Below are 18629 nucleotides of genomic sequence, written 5' to 3'. Positions count from 1 at the left end.
GTCCGTAGACGCAGGCGCCGACTGCGGGGACCGTGGAGGTCATGTTCCATGTCACGTTTCGCCTGCGTCGGCCGCTGTCCCGGATCCTCTTGGGGTCGGTCGCGGCCTTTGCTGTCGCGTTCGGGCTCGCATCCCCCGCCGCTGCCTTGCCCGGGACGTCCGTGACCTACCCGACCGGCTCGAGCGCAACCCGGTTCACCGGCTTGGCGTTCGACACCTGCACCGCGCCCACGACCGCACAGATGACGGCCTGGCGCCCTTCCTCGTACCGCGGGATCGGCGTCTACATCGGTGGCGCCAACCGCACCTGTGCCCAACCTCAACTGACGGCGACCTGGGTCACCACCGTGAGTCGGCAGGGGTGGGCCATCGTGCCGATCTACATGGGACTTCAGGCACCGTGCACCTATCGTCCCAACGCGCAGAAGATCACCCCGAGTCTTGCAGCGGCACAAGGCAAGTCGCAGGCTGCCGACGCCATCACCAAGGCGCGTGCCCTGGGTATGCGGCCGGGGAGCGCCATCTACGGCGACATGGAGCACTACGACGCGACGAATGCCTCTTGCCGCACGACGGTGCTGACCTATCTGTCCGCGTGGACCAGGGAACTGCACCGACAGGGATTCGTCTCCGGGGTCTACGCACATCTCTACTCCGGCGCGCTGCACCTGTCCCAGACCTACAGCTCAACGGCCTATGCACGACCGGATGCGCTGTGGATCGCCCGATGGGATCTCAACTCGTCACTGACCGGTTGGTCGGGGATCTCGAACCTCCACTGGGCCAACGGTCAGCGCGGCAAGCAGTACCGCGGTGACCACACGGAGACCTGGGGTGGAGTGCGGCTGAACATCGACAGCGACCGTTTCGACGCGCCCGTGGCGACCGTCGGTCTGGCCTTCAAAGTCACCAGCACCGTGCCCCTGAACTATCGCAACGCACCGACCACGAGCGCCACGGCCCAGGGTTCCTACGCCCCCGTACAACGCTGCGGGTGGTGTGTCAGACGTACGGAACCACGGTGCACAGCACCGCGGTCTGGGACCGCTTGAGCAACGGGGCCTATGTCACCGACTACTACCTCAGTACGCCGTCCAAGACGACATACAGCAGGCCCCTGCCGAAGTGCAGCTATCCGTACCAGACCACTCCGCCGAGTCTGAACCGTCGTGCCGGCCCGGGACCGACCTACGCGCTGCGCGGGACGCTGCCGGAAGGTTCGCTGGCCTGGGTCTCCTGCCAGTCGCGCGGATCGTCGGTCTACACGACTTCGGTCTGGGACCGCCTCTCGGACGGTTCCTGGGGGAGTGACTACTACGTGTCGAGCCCGAGCAGTACGACGTACAGCTCGCCCGTCCGGCGCTGTTGAGCGGGACTTTTGGCACCGGCGCTCTTGGTGACGGGCGTCGACGATGGGTGTATGAGACTGTTCAGATTCTCTCGGCTCCTTCGAGTGCTGCAGGACAAGTTGCCGGTGCACAGCGAGCCGGCGCAGCGGCGTCGACAGAACTGGTTGGGCGGCGGCCTGATCGCACTGGGTGTCGGCCTGGCAGTGACTTCCTTCCTCGGGCCGTTGGTCACCGGGGTCATCCGGTACCGCGTCACCGGACTGATGAGGACTCAGCTCGAGGCGGCCGACGCCGTTTCATTGATCGTCGTCGCGCCGGTGTCTGTCGCTCTCGGCCTGGCCGCGCTGCGAGGGGCACGACTGACAGCACCCTTGGCGCTCGCGCCGGCGACATACACCCTCTACATGGTCACCGAGGTGGTCCTCGGACCCGACTACTCCGGCATACCCGGGAACGTCGAGCGGTTCTTCCCGCTCCTGTTGGGGCTCCTCCTGGTGGCTGGTGCGGTCGGCGTCGGCGCATGGACCATGACGAGCCCGGCGGTGGTGCCGGCACTGTCACCCGGACGTGCCCGACTGACCGGGGAGTGCTTGCCGGAACGTCCGTGCTGCTCGTGATCGGCCGCTACGTTCCCGCATTGGCCGACGCGATAAGTGCCCACCCGACCAGCCCGACCTACCGAGCGAGTCCGACGATCTTCTGGACGATCGCTCTGGAGGATCTCGTCGTCGTCATACCCACGATGCTCGTTGCGGGCATCGGGACCTGGCGCGGTAGTCAGTGGGCGGTGCGGGCTCGCAGCGCGATCGTCGGCTGGTCCGCCACAGTGCCGCTCGCGATCCTGGCGATGGGCATCGCCATGTATGCCGAAGACGGGCCTGGCTCATCGCCGGCCGACATCGCGGTCCTGGCAGCGTTCTCGGTGACGCTGCTCGTCCCGGCGGTGCTGTGTTATGCGCCCACGAGAGGACGAGCAGGCTCGCCGATGTCGGCTGCAGCCGCCGGGCACTCCGCCTGACGCCCGCCTCCTAACGTTCGGCGAGTTCGGCGTGGTGCACCTCGTCCGCCGGCGTCGGCAGCACGACCACCGGACACGCCGCCATTCGCGAGCAGTACTCGCTCGTCGAGCCGAGCGCCGCATGGCGTATCGACCCGACACCGTGACTGCCGATGACGAGGAGGCTCGCCCCCGCGAGCGAGCCACCAGCACCTCTTCAGGGCTGCCAGTCTCGGTCTCCTCCGAGATCGGTGGTCCGTCGGTCAGGTCGGTGCAGGCATCCCTGACCACTTGGGCCCGGAGTTCTTCTGCAGCTTGACGAGTGTCGGCGCCGTAGGATCCGGCCCGCCATACCGTGACGGCCTCGATGGCACAGCCGCGCAGGGCGGCCTCGCTGATGGCCCAGCGCATCGCTCTCAGCGACCCGGTTGACCCGTCGACGCCTACGACGATGACGCGGCTGTCGTGTTGAATTGGCATGTTCATTCCTCCATCACGATTCAGCGCCGCAGCGCGGCCTGTTCCCTGAAGAACTCGTCCAGGTCGATCTCTCCGCGAGCAAGGCGCAGTCGCAGTGCACGCTCCGCCTCCGACAGAGGTTCCTGTGAGCGGTCCCGATAGTTCACGCGGATCAGCGCGACGGTGCACGCCAGCAGCGCGACGCCGACCACGATCCCGCACACCGCCATCCAGCCGCCTACGCTGCCGACCCCATCTGCCCAACCCATCATCACGAACCTCCTGCTGAACGATTTGTGTTCAGCCTGGCTCTCGGACGCCGACCGCCACAGGGCCGAAGGTCCTGTGGCAGCCCCGCCGGGTCCGTCGCGATGTGTGCTGATGTGGCCTCGGTTGGTCGACGCCACATGGTGGTCACGCGGGGCCGTCTTTGCGGGCCTTGTTCTAGGTCAGGGTAGGCGCGGCCGGCGACGGTGGCCCGGGCCACCGGGGTCACAGGAGGATCTCCAAACCTCGGCGGATGGCTGCGTGGGCTTTCGGGAATTCTGCTGCCATGGTGATCAGGTGGCCGGGTTGGGATCCTGGCCGCTGAAGCCAGCGGCGAAGTGCCTCGTTTCCTGCTTCATAACCTTCGGTTTCGCGCATTCGGAACGCGTCGATGATGGACCGCTCGGCGGAGGCTGAGAGACACGCTGCATCCAGTGCGGCGCTGGCACGGTTGAGGATCGCCATCTGCGGGTAGGTAACCCACGGAAGCGCGCTGACCGCGAGCGGCCATTGCCGACAGATGGGATAACGGGAACGTGTCCACGTTGAACGTGCCTTATCAGCGATTTTCTCCGCACGTTCTCCGCGAATACGCGTTGCTGGCAGACGGTGAGCGTGGCGCGGTGATCGGCCCGCGCGGCGACGTGGTGTGGATGTGTGCCCCGCAATGGCACGACGATGCGGTCTTCTCCGCGTTGATCGGCGGCCCCGGGGTCTACGCCGTGACGCCGACGGATCCCAACATGGTGTGGGGTGGCAGTTACGAGGCGCGGTCACTGATCTGGCGCAGCCGGTGGGTCACGACCGACGCCATCATCGAGTGCCGCGAGGCGCTGGCACACCCCGGAGAGCCTGGCCGCGCGGTGCTGCTCCGACAAATTCGTGCAGTGCGCGGAGCTGCTCGAGTGCGAATCGCACTCGACGTGCGGGCCGGCTTCGGCAAGGAACCAATGCGCGAGGTGCGGCTGGACCACGAGGTGTGGGAAGGGAATTCGGGGGATCAGAGGTTTCGCTGGAGCGGGGCGGCACTGGCCGCGGTCAGCGACGGTGCGCTCATCCAGGAGATCGAACTTGAACCGGGGCAGCGCCACGATCTGGTGCTCGAGATCGGAGCACAGTTGGCGGACAGCCCGGTTCGCGCAGCCGATGCGTGGGTAGCTACCGAGCATGCGTGGGCAAAAGACGTGCCGGAAATGAGCACCAGTCTGGCGCCACGGGACGCCGAGCTGTCGTATGCAGTGTTGCGCGGCATGACCAGTTCGTCCGGAGCGATGGTCGCGGCCGCCACGACAGGATTGCCGGAGCGCGCCGATGCCGGCCGCAACTACGACTACCGCTACGCGTGGATCCGCGACCAGTGTTACGCCGGACAAGCAGTCGGATCGGTCGGCCCGCTGCCATTGCTGGACTCGGCGGTGCAGTTCGTCTCCGAGCGGGTCCTCGCCGACGGCGACAAGCTCCGGCCGGCCTACCGGATCGACAGCGCGAACCTACCCAAGGAGCACGACCTCGGCCTGCCCGGCTATCCCGGCGGCGTCGCAAAAACCGGCAACTGGGTCAAGGGTCAATACCAGCTGGACTGCTGCGGCGAGGCGCTGCTGCTGCTGTCGACCGCGGCGCGCCACGACCACTTGGACGTGGAGCACTGGGACGCCGTACAAGCCCTGGTCGCAGCGATCGAGCACACGTGGACCGAGCCCGACAACGGGATCTGGGAGCTGGATCCCAAGCACTGGGCGCACTCCCGGCTGATGTGCGCGTCCGGCCTGCGCCAGATCGCCCAGCACGCGCCGAAGCACGACGCGGCGCGCTGGGCCGGCCTGGCCGACACCCTTGTCGCCAGCGCGGCCTCCGACTGTGTCGCCGCCGATGGCCGGTGGAAACGCGCTCCGGACGACGACCGCGTCGACGCCGCGTTGCTGCTGCCCGCGATCCGCGGCGGTGTGCCCGCCGACGACCCGCGCAGCGTCGCGACATACAAGGCAGTGCAGGCGGACCTCAGCCAGGACGGTTACGTCTACCGCTTCCGACAGGACGCCGGGCCGTTGTATGACGCCGAAGGCGCGTTCCTGCTGTGTGGTCAGCTGATGGCGCTCGCTGCTCACCAGCAGGGCGACGCGCTGGAGGCCGTCCGCTGGTTCGAGCGCAGCCGATCCGCCTGCGGCTCGCCCGGGCTGTTCACCGAGGAGTTCGACGTCCAGCAGCGCCAGCTGCGGGGCAATTTCCCACAGGCATTCGTGCACGCCATCACCCTCGAAACAGCACACACACTGACGCGACCCGCAGGAGGCATCTCATGAGCAGGAAATCGCAGCACCGCCCGCAGACCGTGGTCGTCACCGGCGCCAGCGGGGGCATCGGCCGTGCAGCCGCGATCGCCTTCGGGGCGCGCGGCGATCGGGTCGCTCTGCTGGCTCGTGGACACGCCGGTTTGGAGGGCGCAGCCGAGGAGGTCCGGCGTGCCGGTGGGCAGGCGATGACGGTACCCACCGATGTGGCCGAGCACGACCAGATCGAGCAGGCCGCAGTGCAGGTCGAGGAGCACTTCGGTGAGATCGATGTCTGGGTGAACGTCGCGTTCACGTCGGTCTTCGCGCCGGTATGGGAGATCGAGCCGGAGGAGTTCGAGCGGGTCACCAAGGTGACCTACCTGGGATTCGTCTACGGCACGATGACCGCGCTGCGCCGGTTCCGGCCACGTGATCGCGGCACCATCGTGCAGGTCGGCTCCGCGCTGGCGTATCGCGGCATACCGTTGCAGTCGGCATATTGCGGCGGCAAGCACGCCATACAGGGTTTCAACGAGGCGCTGCGTTGCGAGTTGCTGCACGAGAAGGCGGGCGTGCACACGACCATGGTGCAGATGCCGGGCACCAACACCCCGCAGTTCTCCTGGGTGCGTTCCCGGCTGCCCAACAACGCGCAGCCGGTGCCGCCGATCTATCAGCCCGAGATCCCCGGTCGTGCCGTCGTGTATGCCGCCGAGCATCCACGCCGTCGCGAATACTGGGTCGGCGGCAGCACCGTCGGGACACTGCTGGCCAACGCAGTCGTCCCCGGCATTCTCGACCGCTATCTCGGGCGCACCGGCTTCTCCTCACAGCAGACCGACCAGCGGCGCGACCCCGATCAGCCGGACAATCTCTTCAGTCCCGCCGACCAGGACCGCGACTACGGCACCCATGGCGCATTCGACAAGATTGCGACGGACACCTGCTATCAGTTGACCGCCTCGCACCACCATGTGGAAATCGGGCTCGCCGCCGCCGCGGCGAGCGCCGGGATAGCCGCTCTGTCGGCAGGTCTACGGCGGCGATTGCGGTGATGCCCGCCGAAGCCGCCGTGACCGGCGCGAGAGCAGCGTGCGGCCTCGCGTTGGCCTGTCGGCATTCCCTGCTCGACCGGCTGCAGGGCGGGCGGATGCTGGTCCAAGCCGGTGCCGAAGCCTGGGCGCGCGGCGTATCGGGCCCGGCCCGGTCAGACACCGCCACCGTCTACACCGCCGCGGCAGCGGTCGATGCGCTGCACGGAGTCTCCATGCTGGCGGTCGCCATCTGGCCCAGCCATCGTCGCCAGGCGTCGGCATCCGCGGCTGTCGCGTTCCTCTTCGCGGTCGGGGACCTGCTGGTGCGTCGCACCGACCGGCCGCACCTGCTGACCACCGTTTTGCTGATGGAGGTATGAAATGTCTTTGTTCCGAATGAGTTCCGCGCAATCCAGTGGGGTCGTCCACCTGATCGACCGAGCCGTGGCGAATGTCGAGCACGGCCGTTTTGAGCAGTCGCTGTCCGGGCTCACCGCGGTGGCCGCACTGGTGACCACGGCCGAGATCTACCTCGAGCACTACAAGGCCGGGTTCGGCAACAAGTGGATGTGGTCACCAGTCCTGGTGACGCCGCCGGTCGTGGTCGCCGGCGTCGCCGGGGTGTTCAGCAAAAAGTGGGCCAAGACCGCACTGCCGGTCACGGCGGCGGCATACACGCTGAACGGTTTGGCGGGGAGTACTTCCACGCCCGCGGCGTCTCGCGCAAGCCGGGCGGCTGGAAGAACGCGTCGTACAACGTCCCGATGGGGCCGCCCATCGCCGCGCCGGGGCTGATGTGCATCGTCGGCGGGATGGGGCTCCTCGCGGCGATCTTGCGGCGGGAGAAGTGATGCCGGCGGAAAGCGACGAGAAGAGGATCGACAAGGACAAGGGCGAGCACCTGCCGCACCTGCGCGCGGACGGGGCGCCCCCGCGCGCCTCATGGCTGCCGCGACAGCGGCGCGGCATCACCCCGCAGATGATTGGGCGTTACCCGGACTACGACGTGCTGGAGGACGCCGACTCCTGGGACGCAGTGACCCGCGGCGTAGTTCTGGCGCGACTCGACCCGGTCGGGCCATTGCGGTTCTTCGAACCGTCGGAGGAGGCGAGCCTACGTGCGCTGTGCGACGTGACCACCGGGCAGGACGAGGACCCGCGGGTTCCGGTCGCCGAATCGGTGGACGCCAAGTTGGCGGACGGCAAGTTGGACGGCTTCCAATACGTCGACATGCCCGACGACCGCGACACGTGGCACCTGGTGCTGGCCGGGCTGGACGAGTCCGCGCACGAGCGGTTCCAGGTCGCGTTCGCTCAGTGCGGGATCGACGAGCAGGAGCAGCTCGTGAGTGACTTCGCCGCGGGGCACCTGAGCGGCGGATCGTGGAGCCAGCTCAACGTCAGTCGCGCATGGTCGGTGTGCATGCGCGCCATCCTCTCCGGCTTCTACTCCCACCCCTGGGCGTGGAACGAGATCGGCTTCGGCGGCCCCGCCTATCCGCGCGGTTACATGCGCACCGGCGCGCTGAACTCCACCGAACCGTCCGAGAGCCGTGGTGCCACCACCGAGGACCCGGTCGGCACGGTCCGGGCGGAGCCGAAGGAGTTCGGGGTATGAGTGTCAAGGAACATCTCCGTAACGTCGCCAAGGGCTCAATCGGCCCGGTCGACAACGATTCCCGGTTCCTGCTCGACGTGCACTCGCGCGCCTTACCGGGGCGGCAGACCATGCAGCAGTATGACGATGAGGACGAGGTCGACCTGGTCATCGTGGGTGCCGGCGCCGGCGGGTCGGTGCTCGCGCAGCGTCTGGCCCGGAAGGGCTGGCGGATCGTGGTGATCGAGGCCGGGCCGTTCTGGGACCCGGACAAGGACTGGGTCTCCGACGAGGCCGGCTCGCACGGGCTCTACTGGACCAGCAAGCGGATCATCGGGGGAGCGGACCCGATCGAGTTGGGCAAGAACAACTCCGGCCATGGTGTCGGCGGCTCGATGGTGCACTACGCCGGCTACACCCCGCGCTTCCACCCGTCGGACCTGGAGACCTTCACCCGCGACGGTGTCGGCGCCGACTGGCCGATCCGCTACGAGGACCTGCTGCCGCACTACGAACGGGTGGAGCGCGAGTTGCCGGTGGCCGGGCAATACTGGCCGTGGGGACATCCACACAGCTACCCGGGCAGTCCTCACCCGGTTTCTGAGTCCGCGAACGTCATCTGGCGCGGCGCCGAGGCCCTCGGCATCCAGATGCGGGTCGGTCCGGTCGGCATCGTCAACGGTACCTTCGGCAACCGTCCGCACTGCATCTATCGGGGTTACTGCCTGCAGGGCTGCAAGGTGAACGCCAAGGCCAGCCCGCTGGTCACCCATCTCCCGGACGCCCTGGCACACAACGTCGAGATCCGCTCGAACTGTATGGCGTCCCGGGTCGAGCTGGACGAGTCCGGCCGCGCCCGCGGCGTGGTCTATCTACCTCAGCCGGGCGGACCAGAGCGCTTGCAGCGTGCGAAATTCGTTGCGGTTGCCGGGTATTCGATCGAAACGCCGCGCCTATTGCTGGCTTCGACGTCGGCGCGGTTCCCGCACGGTCTGTGCAACGACCACGACCTGGTGGGCCGCTACGTGATGGTGCAGGGCGCCACTCAGACCTCCGGCCGCTGGCCGGAGGAGCTGCGGATGTACAAAGCGCCGCCGCCGCAGGTCTCCAGCGAGGACTACTACGAAACCGACACCTCACGCGGCTTTGCGCGCGGCTTCTCGATCCAGACGGTCTCGCCGCTGCCGATCGGCTGGGCCGAGCACGTGCTCGCCGACGGCCACTGGGGCCGTGCCATGCGCGAATACATGCGTGACTACAACCACTGGGCGACCGTCGGTGTGCTCAACGAGCTGCTCGCCCATCCCGACAACCGAATCACGCTCGCCGACGAGGTCGACTCCTACGGCCTGTCCGTGGCCCGGATGGACTACACCCTCACCGACAACGACAAGGCCAACGAGGCCTACTCCACCAAGGTCATCACCGACATCCTCAAGGCCGGCGGAGCCCAGGACGTGCTGACCATCCACCGCTACGCGCACCTGATCGGCGGAGCGCGGATGGGCAGCTCACCGGAGACGAGCGTGGTGGACGCAAACCAGCGGTCGTGGGCCGTGCCCAACCTCTTCCTCGCCGACGGCTCGGTGTGCCCGACCCAGGGATCGGCCAATCCGGCCCTGACGATCATGGCCCTCGCGTCCCGTCTCGCCGAGCGTATGGCGGACGGCTCGGCCATGTCCGACGATCCCGAGCAACGCGCGGGTCCCGTTCGCGCCAGACAGCCGGTCGGGTGATCGACCTGCGCGAGCCCGCGAACAACTAGATCAATGCCATTGCACAGTAAGGAGATTCATCATGAGCGACACCGTCAGCGACTTCGTCATCGACCGACTGATCGAGTGGGACCTGCACCAGTTCTACGGTTTCCCGGGCGATGGCATCGGCGGATTCGACGGCGCCCTGGAGCGAGGTGAGCGGGACGGCAAGGCGTTCCGTTACATCCGCCCGACTCATGAGGAGATCGCGGCCTTCATGGCGTGCGCGCATGCGAAGTTCACCGGGGACGTGGGTGTGTGCATCGCCACGTCGGGGCCCGGCGCCATACACCTGCTCAACGGGCTCTACGACGCGAAGATGGACAACCAGCCGGTGGTGGCCATCGTCGGGCAACAAGGCCTGGCGGCCTTCGGCAGCGACACCCAACAGCAGGTCGACCTCGAGCGGGTCTACCAAGACGTCGCAGGCTACGTGCAGACCGTCGTCACGCCGATGCAGGCGCAGTTGGTCGTCGACCGGGCCGTGCGCATCGCGGCTGCGCAGCGGTGCCCGACGGTGGTCATCCTGCCGGCCGACGTGCAGAACCTCCCGATGGAGGAGCCCACGATGGAGCACTGGGTGGCGCGCACCGGGGTGGGATACGCGTCCACGGTGCTCACCCCGCCGCAGGGGAGCTGCAGCGTGCCGCCGAGGTGCTGAACGCCGGGAGCAAGGTCGCGATGATCGTCGGACAGGGCGCGCGCGGCGCGACTGACGAAGTGATCGCGATTGCCGAGCAACTGGGTGCCGGAGTCATCACCGCGCTGCTCGGAAAGGACGTCATACCAGGCGATTTGCCTTATCACACGCAACAGCTCGGCCTGCTTGGCTCCAAGCCCAGTTACGACATGATGCAGGATTGCGACACGCTGCTGATGATCGGCAGCAACTACCCGTATGCCGAGTTCCTGCCCAAGACCGGACAGGCGCGTGGTGTGCAGATCGACCTGGCGGCAGGGCATCTCAGCCTGCGCTACCCGATGGAGGTCAACCTGGCCGGCGACGCGAAGTCGACGATGACCGCGCTGCTGCCGCTGCTGCATCGCCACGAGGATCGGTCGTGGCAGGAGAAAGCCGTTGAGGGCATGCAGGATTGGGAGCAGGTGCTGATCGAGGAGGCCGCGACCAAGGCGGACCCGATCAATCCGCGCTCCGTTTACCACGAGCTCAACAAACGGCTGCCGTCCGACGTGATCGTCACCGCGGATGCAGGCTCCACCGCGGACTGGTACGGCCATCACATCAAGCTCGGCCGCGAGGCCAGCGGCAACCTGTCCGGCATGCTCGCCTCGATGCTCGCGGCGATGCCGTATGCCGTCTCAGCCAAGTTCGCCCATCCGGACCGGCCGGTCGTTTGCACGATCGGTGACGGCGCCTTCCAGATGCTCGGCATGAACGAGATGATCACCGTGAAGCGACACTGGAAGTCGTGGGCCAACCCGACCTTCATCGTGCTGATCTTGAACAACGGTGACCTCAACCAGGTTTCGTGGGAAATGCGCGAGGCAGGCGATCCCCGGTACGACACCTCGCAGCTGGTCGAGCGCATCGACTACGCCGGCTACACCGAGCTGCTCGGGATGAAGGGCATCACCGTCGAGCGGCCGGAGGACGTAGCCGGTGCGTGGGACGCAGCTTTCGCGGCGGACTGTCCGGTGGTGCTGGATGTGCACACCGACCCGAACGTTCCGCCGCTGCCGGCACACGTCTCACTCAAGGAGGCCAAGGGCTTCCTGGCCGCCATGCGCAAGGGGGACCCGGCGGAGGTCTCCGTCATTCGCGACTCGGTCCGTGCGGTGGGTGCGGAGCTGAAGGCCGGCGTCAAGAACGCGCTGAGTCACGATGACTGATAACGCGTCTGCGGCTGCCGTCCCGGTGCAGCGCGTCGAAGTCTCGGCATACCGATTCCCCACGGACGCACCGGAATCCGACGGCACGCTGGCCTGGGACGCCACCACGATGATCATCGTGCGCGCCCACGCCGGTGACCGGGTCGGAGTCGGCTACACCTATTGCGGGCTGGCCGTGGCGACGGTAATCACCGAGATGCTGGCCGACGTGGTGCGTGACCGGGACGCGCTCACGCCCTCCGCGTCGTGGGCCGCCATGCAGCACCAGGTCCGCAACCTGGGCAAGCCCGGCATCGCCGCGCAGGCCATCGCCGCCGTGGACATCGCCCTGTGGGACCTCTATGCCACGCTGATCGGACAGTCCCTGTCGGTCGCGGCGGGCGCGGTGCACTCGGGAGTGCCGGTCTATGGCAGCGGTGGCTTCACGTCATACGACGACGAGCAGCTCACCGAGCAGCTGACCGGCTGGGTGGAGGCCGGGATCCCGCGAGTCAAGATCAAGGTGGGCCGCGACCCCGATCGGGACGAGCACCGGATCGCCGTGTCCCGCAAAGCGATCGGCCCGGATGTGGAGCTGTATGTCGACGCCAACGGTGCCTATCAGCGCAAGCAGGCGCTGCTTTGGGCCGAGCGCTTCGCGGCGTATGACGTGCGCTGGTTCGAGGAGCCGGTCAGCTCCGACGACCTGGCGGGCCTGCGACTGGTTCGGGACCGTGGACCGGCCGGAATGGACATCACCGCAGGCGAATACGGCTACCACCTACCCTACTTCCAGCACATGCTGGACGCCGGCGCGGTCGATTGCCTGCAGGCCGACGCCACCCGGTGTCTGGGTGTCAGCGGGATTCTGCGGGTCGCCGCGCTCGCCGATGCGCGCAGTATCGACCTGTCGCTGCACTGCGCTCCACAGATCAGCGCGCACGTCGGCACGGCGATCTGGCACCTACGGCACCTGGAGTATTTCCACGACCACACCCGCCTCGAGCAACTCGCGTTCGACGGTGTGCTGCAACCGGATTCGCACGGCGTGCTCGTCCCGGACCGGGATCGTCCCGGGCTGGGCATCACCCTGCGAGAGTCGGACATCGCGCCGTACCAGGTGGGCTGACTGCCGGTGGCCGACATCACGGTGCTGCGTCGACGATGACGAAGTGCAGCTCCGACGAGGGTTCCGCGAGTCGATGTGCATCGAATGGCCGACAGGTGGGTACTCCGGTGGAATGGACACGAGGAGAGCCATTTTCACGACACCCAGGCCCAGCGTCAGCGACGGACCGGAGGACACCTGGGCCCAACGCCCCCTCGCGATGCTGACGATGACACGCTCGCCGAAACGTTCCGCACGATGATCCAGCACCCCGACTATCCGTGTCTCGGCGCGCGCTCGGTGGTCAACCGCCATCGTGCGTCGGTGCTCGTGCTGCCACGACTCGGGGGAGGCAATGCGGCACCGCAACTGCTGGACGGTCTCAGCAGGTTCGCGGCGGAGACGAACGTCGACGAAGGATTCGCCTCATTCGTTTGCATCTTTCGGCAGCCCGAACGCACCGACGAGAAGAGTTTCGAGCAGCTCTTGTGGCAGCAACTGCAAAGCATCGCGGACGCCGACAACGCGCCCTGGAGCAGGGAAGTGTCCGACGACCCGGTCGAACCGCACTTCTCCTTCAGCGCCGCCGGAACGGCCTATTTCGTCGTGGGACTCCACCCGGACGCTTCGCGGATCGCCCGGCGGGCCCCGTGGCCGACGCTGGTCTTCAACCTGCACGAGCAGTTCCAAAACCTCCGCACCGACGGGGGATTCGACCGGATGCGCGAGCGCATCCGGAGCCGGGACAGCGAGCTCCAAGGCTGCCCGAACCCGATGGTCGAGGACTTCGGCGACGCGTCCGAGGCCCGCCAGTACTCCGGGCGGGCCGTGAAAGCGGAGTGGACTCCGCCGGCCGACTTCGGAGCGACGGAACACAACGGACAGGGCCAGTGATGCAGCGAATACCACCCCAGACCGGCCTCGGCATACGACTCCGGGCCGGCGATCGTCTCGTCGTCGTGGACCCGAACGGCGGGCAGGTCAGCGACCTGTTTTGTGTCGCTGGGGACGGTGGAGGCGATTGGTTGAGCAGTGGGCGAACCATCGACTACGGGAACACGATGTACTTCTCGAGCGGCGACACGCTCTACAGCAACCTCAGTCGTCCCATGCTGACGATCGAGGAGGACACCTGCGGCCGGCACGACTTCCTGCTGACACCCTGCAGCCAGGCGACATTCGACCTGTTGTACCCCGACTTCGGCGGTGCGCCTCACCCGAGCTGCTTCGACAACCTCTGTGCGGCCCTCGGCCCCCTCGGCGTGGAGCCGGGAACGATCTCGACAACCTTCAACATCTTCATGAACGTCTGGTTCGACGCAGGCGGCACCATGCACATCGACCCTCCGACCTCTGATGCCGGAGACAGATTCGTCGTCCGCGCGCAGATGGACCTGCTGGTCGGCGTCACTGCCTGTTCGGCGGAGAAGTCGAACGGTGGCGTCTGCAAGCCGATCGACGTCGAGGTCATCTCGAAATCATCGGCCCCTGAATGAGATTCGCGCGAACCGCGACGGCTCACTCTAGTTGGCGCAACTGCTCGTGGGCGCTGGCGAACATGTCCTTGAAGGAGGCACCCATCAGGCCGGTACCGTCCTGCAGTTTCTCGGCGAGCGCGACCTTGGCCTTGGCCTGGTCGGTGAGGTCGCCCGTCAGCTGGCCGAACTCTTCCTCCTCCTCATGCGCGGCGTGGTTGACGACGTCCGAGCACAACGCCCGATATTTGTCTTCGAAGTCGGCAGACATCGCACCATCGCTTTCAAGATCGGAGATCGCGGACTCCGCTGCGGTCTCCTCTTGCACTCGCGCGGCTGCCTCCTCGGGACTGACCTCGGTCGTCGCCAGCAGGTGGACCGTGCTCTGTTCGAGGGCTTCGTGCACGGCCAGCATTCGCCGCACCCGGGTGAACGCCTCCTGCCGTTCGTCGCCGGCGAGGTCCAACACCTTCGGCATCACGTCCTTGACCTGTTGATGTTGGTCGGTCAGATACGTGACCAGATCTTGAGCGGTATTCATTTCGGTGTGCGACATGAGGACGGTCCTTCCAATTGTTGTGTTTAACCGCGCGGCACAGCTACCGGCGAGATGGGAACTCCTCGTCCAAGACACGCACGCGTCGGTGAGACGCGGCGCCGACGATTCCTCCCAGAACCGCGCCGAGCAGTCCAGCAGCGGCGATCACGATCGCGCTGATGACGGCGGCACCCGTGCCATGGAGGGAACCAACGTGAATCCGAGGAAGAGATCGATCTGGTAGAGCGGGCCATACTTCGTGCTGGAGAACTCGACGATGAGCGACACAACCACGGCGGCCAACGCCGCCCACAGCCACACGCTGAGACCTTCGACGAACCCATGCGCGCGTGCCATGGTGCCGCAGACGTAGCCGCCGACGAGGCAGGCGATGAAGGCGAGCACCAACAGGGCGATGGCGCCGCTCCAATGCACCGTCGCCGGTTGGTTCAGTCGTGCGACGCCGAGCGCATCGCCGACTTTGCGGGCAGCGTCGCTACCGATCTTGGTGACGATGGCCTCGACGATCGCGACGATGACCAGGTAGCAGCCAACGGCGGCGAGGTAACCGCACAGTCCGCTGCCGAACTGCGGGGTTCGCGGCGCGATGCGCCGCTTCGTGAGAGCGGTGCCGGTCGCGGTCGTCCGGCCGCTCGGTCCTATCGGTTCAGACGGTTCCCGTTGTACACCACGGCCATCGTGTCTCCCGCCCCCGGACTCGTCGCTGTGTCGTCCGACGACCGTCCCGTCCCCGGTGTCCTCGCGTGCGTTCAGCGGCCCGCTGTCCGAAGCGGTCCCCTCATTCTCGTGCGTCTTTCGAAACCGGTTGAATGGCATGTCGTCATCTCGATCCTGATCGCGTTTGCTCGCCGACTACGCCCATCGCTACTGGGCCCGCGAACGCGGTTCGTCTACCCGTCCGGCGGATGGCCGAAACAGCGTCGATGAGTCGGATGGCCACACTGCGGGTATGCAGACGTAATGGTCGATCAGCAGGCTGACACGCTCGAACGGGATCTCGTCGCTGAGGTGGACGGTGAGATCCGCTTCGACGCGGGCAGCCGCGCCGCGTATTCGACCGACGCGTCGAACTTCCGGCAAGTGCCTATCGCGGTCGTCATCCCGAGCACTGTCGAGGCGGGTGCCAAAGCCGTTGAGGTGTGTCACCGGCACCACGCACCTGTGGTGTCCCGTGGCGGCGGCACGAGTCTCGCGGGACAAGGGACCAACCGCGCGGTCATGATCGACTGGTCCAAGCGCTGTCATCAGGTGCTCAAGGTCGACCCGGCCAGCCGGAGATGCGTCGTCGAACCGGGCATTGTCCTGGACGAGCTCAACCGCGAGTTGGCGCGGCATTCCTTGCGATTCGGCCCCGAGCCGGCCACGCATCCCAACTGCACGATCGGCGGGATGATCGGGAACAACTCCTGTGGGGCAACCGCACAACGCACCGGCAAAGTAGTCGACAACGTGTCGCGCCTCGAAGTCCTGCTCGCCGACGGGACACGATTCTGGTGCGGTCGGACCACCGACGAGGAGTATGCCGAAATCGAGCGGCATGGCGATCGGCGAGCCAGGATCTACCGGTCGCTGCGTCACCTGCGAGACGAGTATGCCGACGAGATCCGTGAGCGCTTCCCCGACATCCCGCGCCGGGTGTCGGGTTACAACCTCGACTCCTTGCTGCCGGAATACGGATTCGATGTGGCGCGCACCCTCGTCGGCAGTGAGTCGACCCTGGTCACGGTGTTGCATGCCGAGTTGGACCTCGTCCCCGTGTTGCTCGAACGCACCTTGGTCGTGCTCGGTTACGACTCGGTGGCGGCCGCCGCCGACGCGGTGCCAGGTCTCCTGCCGTACGACCCGATCGCCCTGGAAGGGTTCGGTGAGCGCCTGATCCACGACGAGCAGGTAGAACATCTCCTGCAGGACGCACGCGGTGAGATGCCGGAGGGGAACGCTTTCCTGATGGTGCAGTTCGGTGCGCGCCGCAAGCCGGACGCGGACCGGGCGGCGCACACCATGCTGCGCGGGCAAGGGCGGCTGTCGGAGGACCCGGACGTGTCACTGGTGGCGGATCCGACCGTGGAGGATGACCTGTGGGCTGTCCGGGAGGCAGGACTCGGGGCAAGCGCGCACGTGCCGGGCGAACCCGACGCCTGGGCGGGATGGGAGGACGCCGCGGTCGCGCCGACGAAGCTGGGCGACTACCTGCGTGACTTCGAGTCGCTCTGCCAGAAGTTCGGCTACGCCGACGACGCGGTACCGAGCATCTACGGGCACTTCGGCCAGGGCTGCATCCATACCCGAATCCCGTTCCGGTTCACCGACGTCGACGGCATCCGTGCATATCGCCAGTTCATGGAGGAGGCCGCAGACCTGGTCGTCGGGTATGGCGGGTCTTTGTCCGGGGAGCACGGGGACGGTCAGTCCCGGGCCGAGCTGCTGCCGAAGATGTTCGGCAACCGGATCATGGCGGCGTTTGCCGAACTCAAGGCGACCTTCGATCCCGAGAACCTGATGAATCCGGGGAAGCTCGTCGCGCCGGCACGACTGGACGAACACCTCCGGCTGGGCGGGTCGTGGTCTCCGCACGTCGATGGTCCGATCGCTTTCGACTATCCCGCGGACGGGGGTTTCGTGCACGCGGCGAACCGTTGTGTGGGCGTCGGCCTGTGTCGCGCACCGGAGCCGAAGGCGGACGACGTGATGTGCCCGTCATACCGAGCCACGCGTGAGGAGGTCCACTCAACCCGGGGCCGCGCGCGGCTGCTGTTCGAGATGATGAACGGACACGGCGACGGCACGATCACCGACGGCTGGCGCTCCAAGGAGGTCAAGGGCGCCCTCGACCTGTGCCTGTCCTGCAAGGGTTGCGCGAGCGACTGTCCCGTCAACGTCGACATGGCGACCTACAAGGCGGAGTTCCTGCACCACCACTACCGACACCGACTGCGTCCACGTGCGCATTACGCCCTCGGCTGGCTACCGCTCGCCGCACGATCGGTCGCTGCGAGTCGAAGTGCGCGGATCGTCAACCGGCTGACCGGAATTCAGTCCGTCCGGAGGGTCGGTGCCAAACTCGCGGGCGTCGAGAATCGGCAGGTGCCGAAGTTCGCGACGCAGACTCTGCAGGAGTGGTGGAGCGAGCGGACCGCACAGGGGAGCGGAGAGCGCGGCACGGTCCTGCTCTGGCCGGACACCTTCACCAACTACTTCGACCCGCAGATCGGGAAGGCAGCCGTCACGGTCCTGGAGGACACCAGCTACGAGGTGCAACTGCCCCGTGAGGCGGTGTGCTGCGGCCTGACCTGGACGTCGACGGGACAGCTGGATGTCGCGCGCCGCGTGCTGCGCCGTACCGTTCGGGCGCTCGCGCCGGCTCTGCACGAGGGCTGGCCCGTGGTGGGTCTCGAGCCCAGTTGCGCTGCGATGCTGCGCTCGGACGCGCCCCGCCTGTTGCCCGACGACCTCGGCGTACGGCGGCTGGCCGCACGCGTCGTCGGCTTCGCCGAGCTGCTCCAGAAGCACACGGATGGCTGGTCGCCGCCCGACCTGGGAGTACGCGAAGCATTGGTGCAGGTGCACTGTCACCAGCACGCGGACAGTGGCTGGGATGCCGACCGCGCGCTGCTGGCGGATGCCGGTGTCGAGGCGCACAGCATCGGCGGATGTTGTGGCCTGGCAGGCAATTTCGGCTTCGAGGCGGGCCACCTCGGGGTGAGTCGCGCGTGTGCCGAGGATCGACTGCTACCCGCATTACGGGATGCAGGCGACTCGGTCGCGGTGCTCGCCGACGGCTTCAGTTGCCGCACCCAGATCGCCGAGCTGGACGAGTCCGGGAAGCACCCCGTGCACCTGGCCGAGCTCTTGGCGAAGGGACTCCAGTCTGGGACGACACACACCGAAGGGGACTGACCGGCCGTCACTGCCCGACCTTGGGGAAAT

General features: G+C 67.0%; 20 protein-coding genes and 2 pseudogenes. 16 read left to right on the top strand and 6 right to left on the bottom strand.

The window, feature by feature from the left end:
- The first annotated feature begins 41 nt into the window (after window positions 1-41).
- Genes ACFQDH_RS18040 through ACFQDH_RS18025 form a run of 4 tightly spaced genes read left to right on the top strand, consistent with a single transcriptional unit; the run spans window position 42 to window position 2367 of the window.
- Window positions 42-1052, top strand: a complete 1011-nt coding sequence (locus tag ACFQDH_RS18040) for a DUF1906 domain-containing protein (RefSeq protein ID WP_382403768.1) — start codon at window positions 42-44, stop codon at window positions 1050-1052.
- The gene (locus ACFQDH_RS18035; RefSeq protein ID WP_382403767.1) at window positions 1022-1369 is read left to right on the top strand and encodes a hypothetical protein; all 348 of its coding nucleotides are present in this window, start codon (window positions 1022-1024) and stop codon (window positions 1367-1369) included. Before ACFQDH_RS18040 ends, ACFQDH_RS18035 begins: the two co-directional genes overlap by 31 nt.
- Before the next feature lie 51 nt (window positions 1370-1420).
- The gene (locus ACFQDH_RS18030; RefSeq protein ID WP_382403766.1) at window positions 1421-1966 is read left to right on the top strand and encodes a hypothetical protein; all 546 of its coding nucleotides are present in this window, start codon (window positions 1421-1423) and stop codon (window positions 1964-1966) included.
- Window positions 1954-2367 carry a hypothetical protein gene (locus tag ACFQDH_RS18025; protein ID WP_382404947.1) on the top strand — a complete coding sequence of 138 codons (414 nt, stop codon included), beginning with the start codon at window positions 1954-1956 and terminating at the stop codon, window positions 2365-2367. Before ACFQDH_RS18030 ends, ACFQDH_RS18025 begins: the two co-directional genes overlap by 13 nt.
- A 10-nt stretch (window positions 2368-2377) precedes the next feature.
- Here ACFQDH_RS18025 and ACFQDH_RS18020 read toward each other — a convergent pair.
- The 4 genes and pseudogenes from ACFQDH_RS18020 to ACFQDH_RS18005 all read right to left on the bottom strand — a co-directional run.
- Window positions 2378-2527 (bottom strand): annotated as a pseudogene (locus ACFQDH_RS18020) (universal stress protein); the annotation flags it as partial.
- Window positions 2528-2562: 35 nt separating this feature from the next.
- Window positions 2563-2826: pseudogene (locus ACFQDH_RS18015) on the bottom strand (universal stress protein); the annotation flags it as partial.
- Window positions 2827-2846: 20 nt separating this feature from the next.
- On the bottom strand, window positions 2847-3077 hold the full coding sequence (locus tag ACFQDH_RS18010) for an SHOCT domain-containing protein (protein WP_382403765.1): 231 nt from the start codon (window positions 3075-3077) through the stop codon (window positions 2847-2849).
- Window positions 3078-3297: 220 nt separating this feature from the next.
- Entirely contained in the window at window positions 3298-3537 is a 240-nt protein-coding gene (locus ACFQDH_RS18005; protein WP_382403764.1) for a hypothetical protein, read from the bottom strand.
- A gap of 71 nt (window positions 3538-3608) precedes the next feature.
- On the opposite strand from ACFQDH_RS18005, the gene ACFQDH_RS18000 reads away from it, so the two are divergent.
- From ACFQDH_RS18000 to ACFQDH_RS17950, 11 genes are all read left to right on the top strand, one after another.
- Window positions 3609-5372: a glycoside hydrolase family 15 protein gene (locus ACFQDH_RS18000; protein ID WP_382403763.1), complete on the top strand. Its 1764-nt coding sequence runs from the start codon at window positions 3609-3611 to the stop codon at window positions 5370-5372.
- A complete protein-coding gene (locus tag ACFQDH_RS17995) occupies window positions 5369-6397 on the top strand; it encodes an SDR family oxidoreductase (RefSeq protein ID WP_382403762.1) in 1029 nt (342 codons plus the stop codon). The genes ACFQDH_RS18000 and ACFQDH_RS17995 overlap by 4 nt, the downstream gene beginning before the upstream one ends.
- Window positions 6397-6756: a hypothetical protein gene (locus ACFQDH_RS17990; protein WP_382403761.1), complete on the top strand. Its 360-nt coding sequence runs from the start codon at window positions 6397-6399 to the stop codon at window positions 6754-6756. Before ACFQDH_RS17995 ends, ACFQDH_RS17990 begins: the two co-directional genes overlap by 1 nt.
- Window position 6757: 1 nt before the next feature.
- Entirely contained in the window at window positions 6758-7171 is a 414-nt protein-coding gene (locus tag ACFQDH_RS17985; protein ID WP_382403760.1) for a hypothetical protein, read from the top strand.
- Between the two features lie 55 nt (window positions 7172-7226).
- Window positions 7227-7994, top strand: a complete 768-nt coding sequence (locus ACFQDH_RS17980) for a gluconate 2-dehydrogenase subunit 3 family protein (RefSeq protein ID WP_382403759.1) — start codon at window positions 7227-7229, stop codon at window positions 7992-7994.
- Entirely contained in the window at window positions 7991-9709 is a 1719-nt protein-coding gene (locus tag ACFQDH_RS17975) for a GMC family oxidoreductase (RefSeq protein WP_382403758.1), read from the top strand. The genes ACFQDH_RS17980 and ACFQDH_RS17975 overlap by 4 nt, the downstream gene beginning before the upstream one ends.
- Window positions 9710-9770: 61 nt before the next feature.
- On the top strand, window positions 9771-10391 hold the full coding sequence (locus ACFQDH_RS17970) for a thiamine pyrophosphate-binding protein (protein ID WP_382403757.1): 621 nt from the start codon (window positions 9771-9773) through the stop codon (window positions 10389-10391).
- Entirely contained in the window at window positions 10385-11581 is a 1197-nt protein-coding gene (locus tag ACFQDH_RS17965) for a thiamine pyrophosphate-dependent enzyme (RefSeq protein WP_382403756.1), read from the top strand. Before ACFQDH_RS17970 ends, ACFQDH_RS17965 begins: the two co-directional genes overlap by 7 nt.
- Window positions 11574-12689: an enolase C-terminal domain-like protein gene (locus ACFQDH_RS17960; RefSeq protein WP_382403755.1), complete on the top strand. Its 1116-nt coding sequence runs from the start codon at window positions 11574-11576 to the stop codon at window positions 12687-12689. The genes ACFQDH_RS17965 and ACFQDH_RS17960 overlap by 8 nt, the downstream gene beginning before the upstream one ends.
- 84 nt (window positions 12690-12773) lie before the next feature.
- Window positions 12774-13562, top strand: coding sequence for a guanitoxin biosynthesis heme-dependent pre-guanitoxin N-hydroxylase GntA (gene gntA / locus ACFQDH_RS17955; protein WP_382403754.1), 789 nt, complete (start codon window positions 12774-12776; stop codon window positions 13560-13562).
- Window positions 13562-14164: a DUF1989 domain-containing protein gene (locus ACFQDH_RS17950; RefSeq protein ID WP_382403753.1), complete on the top strand. Its 603-nt coding sequence runs from the start codon at window positions 13562-13564 to the stop codon at window positions 14162-14164. The genes gntA and ACFQDH_RS17950 overlap by 1 nt, the downstream gene beginning before the upstream one ends.
- Window positions 14165-14186: 22 nt before the next feature.
- Here ACFQDH_RS17950 and ACFQDH_RS17945 read toward each other — a convergent pair whose 3' ends face one another.
- Both ACFQDH_RS17945 and ACFQDH_RS17940 read right to left on the bottom strand, forming a co-directional pair.
- The gene (locus tag ACFQDH_RS17945) at window positions 14187-14699 is read right to left on the bottom strand and encodes a hypothetical protein (protein WP_382403752.1); all 513 of its coding nucleotides are present in this window, start codon (window positions 14697-14699) and stop codon (window positions 14187-14189) included.
- A 147-nt stretch (window positions 14700-14846) separates the two neighbouring features.
- A complete protein-coding gene (locus tag ACFQDH_RS17940) occupies window positions 14847-15518 on the bottom strand; it encodes a hypothetical protein (protein WP_382403751.1) in 672 nt (223 codons plus the stop codon).
- 144 nt (window positions 15519-15662) lie between these two features.
- Here ACFQDH_RS17940 and ACFQDH_RS17935 point away from each other — a divergent pair, with 144 nt between their 5' ends.
- The gene (locus tag ACFQDH_RS17935; RefSeq protein WP_382403750.1) at window positions 15663-18599 is read left to right on the top strand and encodes an FAD-binding and (Fe-S)-binding domain-containing protein; all 2937 of its coding nucleotides are present in this window, start codon (window positions 15663-15665) and stop codon (window positions 18597-18599) included.
- Window positions 18600-18629 lie beyond the last annotated feature (30 nt).

The organism is Flexivirga alba (assembly GCF_042661025.1).
Lineage (GTDB): Bacteria > Actinomycetota > Actinomycetes > Actinomycetales > Dermatophilaceae > Flexivirga > Flexivirga alba.
Note: the sequence above shows the minus strand (reverse complement) of the source record. Positions and strands in the feature narration are given on the sequence as shown.

Coding starts and splice junctions, on each gene's coding strand:
- ACFQDH_RS18040 (WP_382403768.1), top strand. CDS start 42: ATGTTCCATGTCACGTTTCGCCTGCGTCGGCCGCTGTCCCGGATCCTC.
- ACFQDH_RS18030 (WP_382403766.1), top strand. CDS start 1,421: ATGAGACTGTTCAGATTCTCTCGGCTCCTTCGAGTGCTGCAGGACAAG.
- ACFQDH_RS18010 (WP_382403765.1), bottom strand. CDS start 3,077: ATGATGGGTTGGGCAGATGGGGTCGGCAGCGTAGGCGGCTGGATGGCG.
- ACFQDH_RS18005 (WP_382403764.1), bottom strand. CDS start 3,537: ATGGCGATCCTCAACCGTGCCAGCGCCGCACTGGATGCAGCGTGTCTC.
- ACFQDH_RS17995 (WP_382403762.1), top strand. CDS start 5,369: ATGAGCAGGAAATCGCAGCACCGCCCGCAGACCGTGGTCGTCACCGGC.
- ACFQDH_RS17990 (WP_382403761.1), top strand. CDS start 6,397: ATGCCCGCCGAAGCCGCCGTGACCGGCGCGAGAGCAGCGTGCGGCCTC.
- ACFQDH_RS17985 (WP_382403760.1), top strand. CDS start 6,758: ATGTCTTTGTTCCGAATGAGTTCCGCGCAATCCAGTGGGGTCGTCCAC.
- ACFQDH_RS17980 (WP_382403759.1), top strand. CDS start 7,227: ATGCCGGCGGAAAGCGACGAGAAGAGGATCGACAAGGACAAGGGCGAG.
- ACFQDH_RS17975 (WP_382403758.1), top strand. CDS start 7,991: ATGAGTGTCAAGGAACATCTCCGTAACGTCGCCAAGGGCTCAATCGGC.
- ACFQDH_RS17970 (WP_382403757.1), top strand. CDS start 9,771: ATGAGCGACACCGTCAGCGACTTCGTCATCGACCGACTGATCGAGTGG.
- ACFQDH_RS17960 (WP_382403755.1), top strand. CDS start 11,574: ATGACTGATAACGCGTCTGCGGCTGCCGTCCCGGTGCAGCGCGTCGAA.
- gntA (WP_382403754.1), top strand. CDS start 12,774: ATGGCCGACAGGTGGGTACTCCGGTGGAATGGACACGAGGAGAGCCAT.
- ACFQDH_RS17950 (WP_382403753.1), top strand. CDS start 13,562: ATGCAGCGAATACCACCCCAGACCGGCCTCGGCATACGACTCCGGGCC.
- ACFQDH_RS17945 (WP_382403752.1), bottom strand. CDS start 14,699: ATGTCGCACACCGAAATGAATACCGCTCAAGATCTGGTCACGTATCTG.
- ACFQDH_RS17940 (WP_382403751.1), bottom strand. CDS start 15,518: ATGCCATTCAACCGGTTTCGAAAGACGCACGAGAATGAGGGGACCGCT.
- ACFQDH_RS17935 (WP_382403750.1), top strand. CDS start 15,663: ATGGTCGATCAGCAGGCTGACACGCTCGAACGGGATCTCGTCGCTGAG.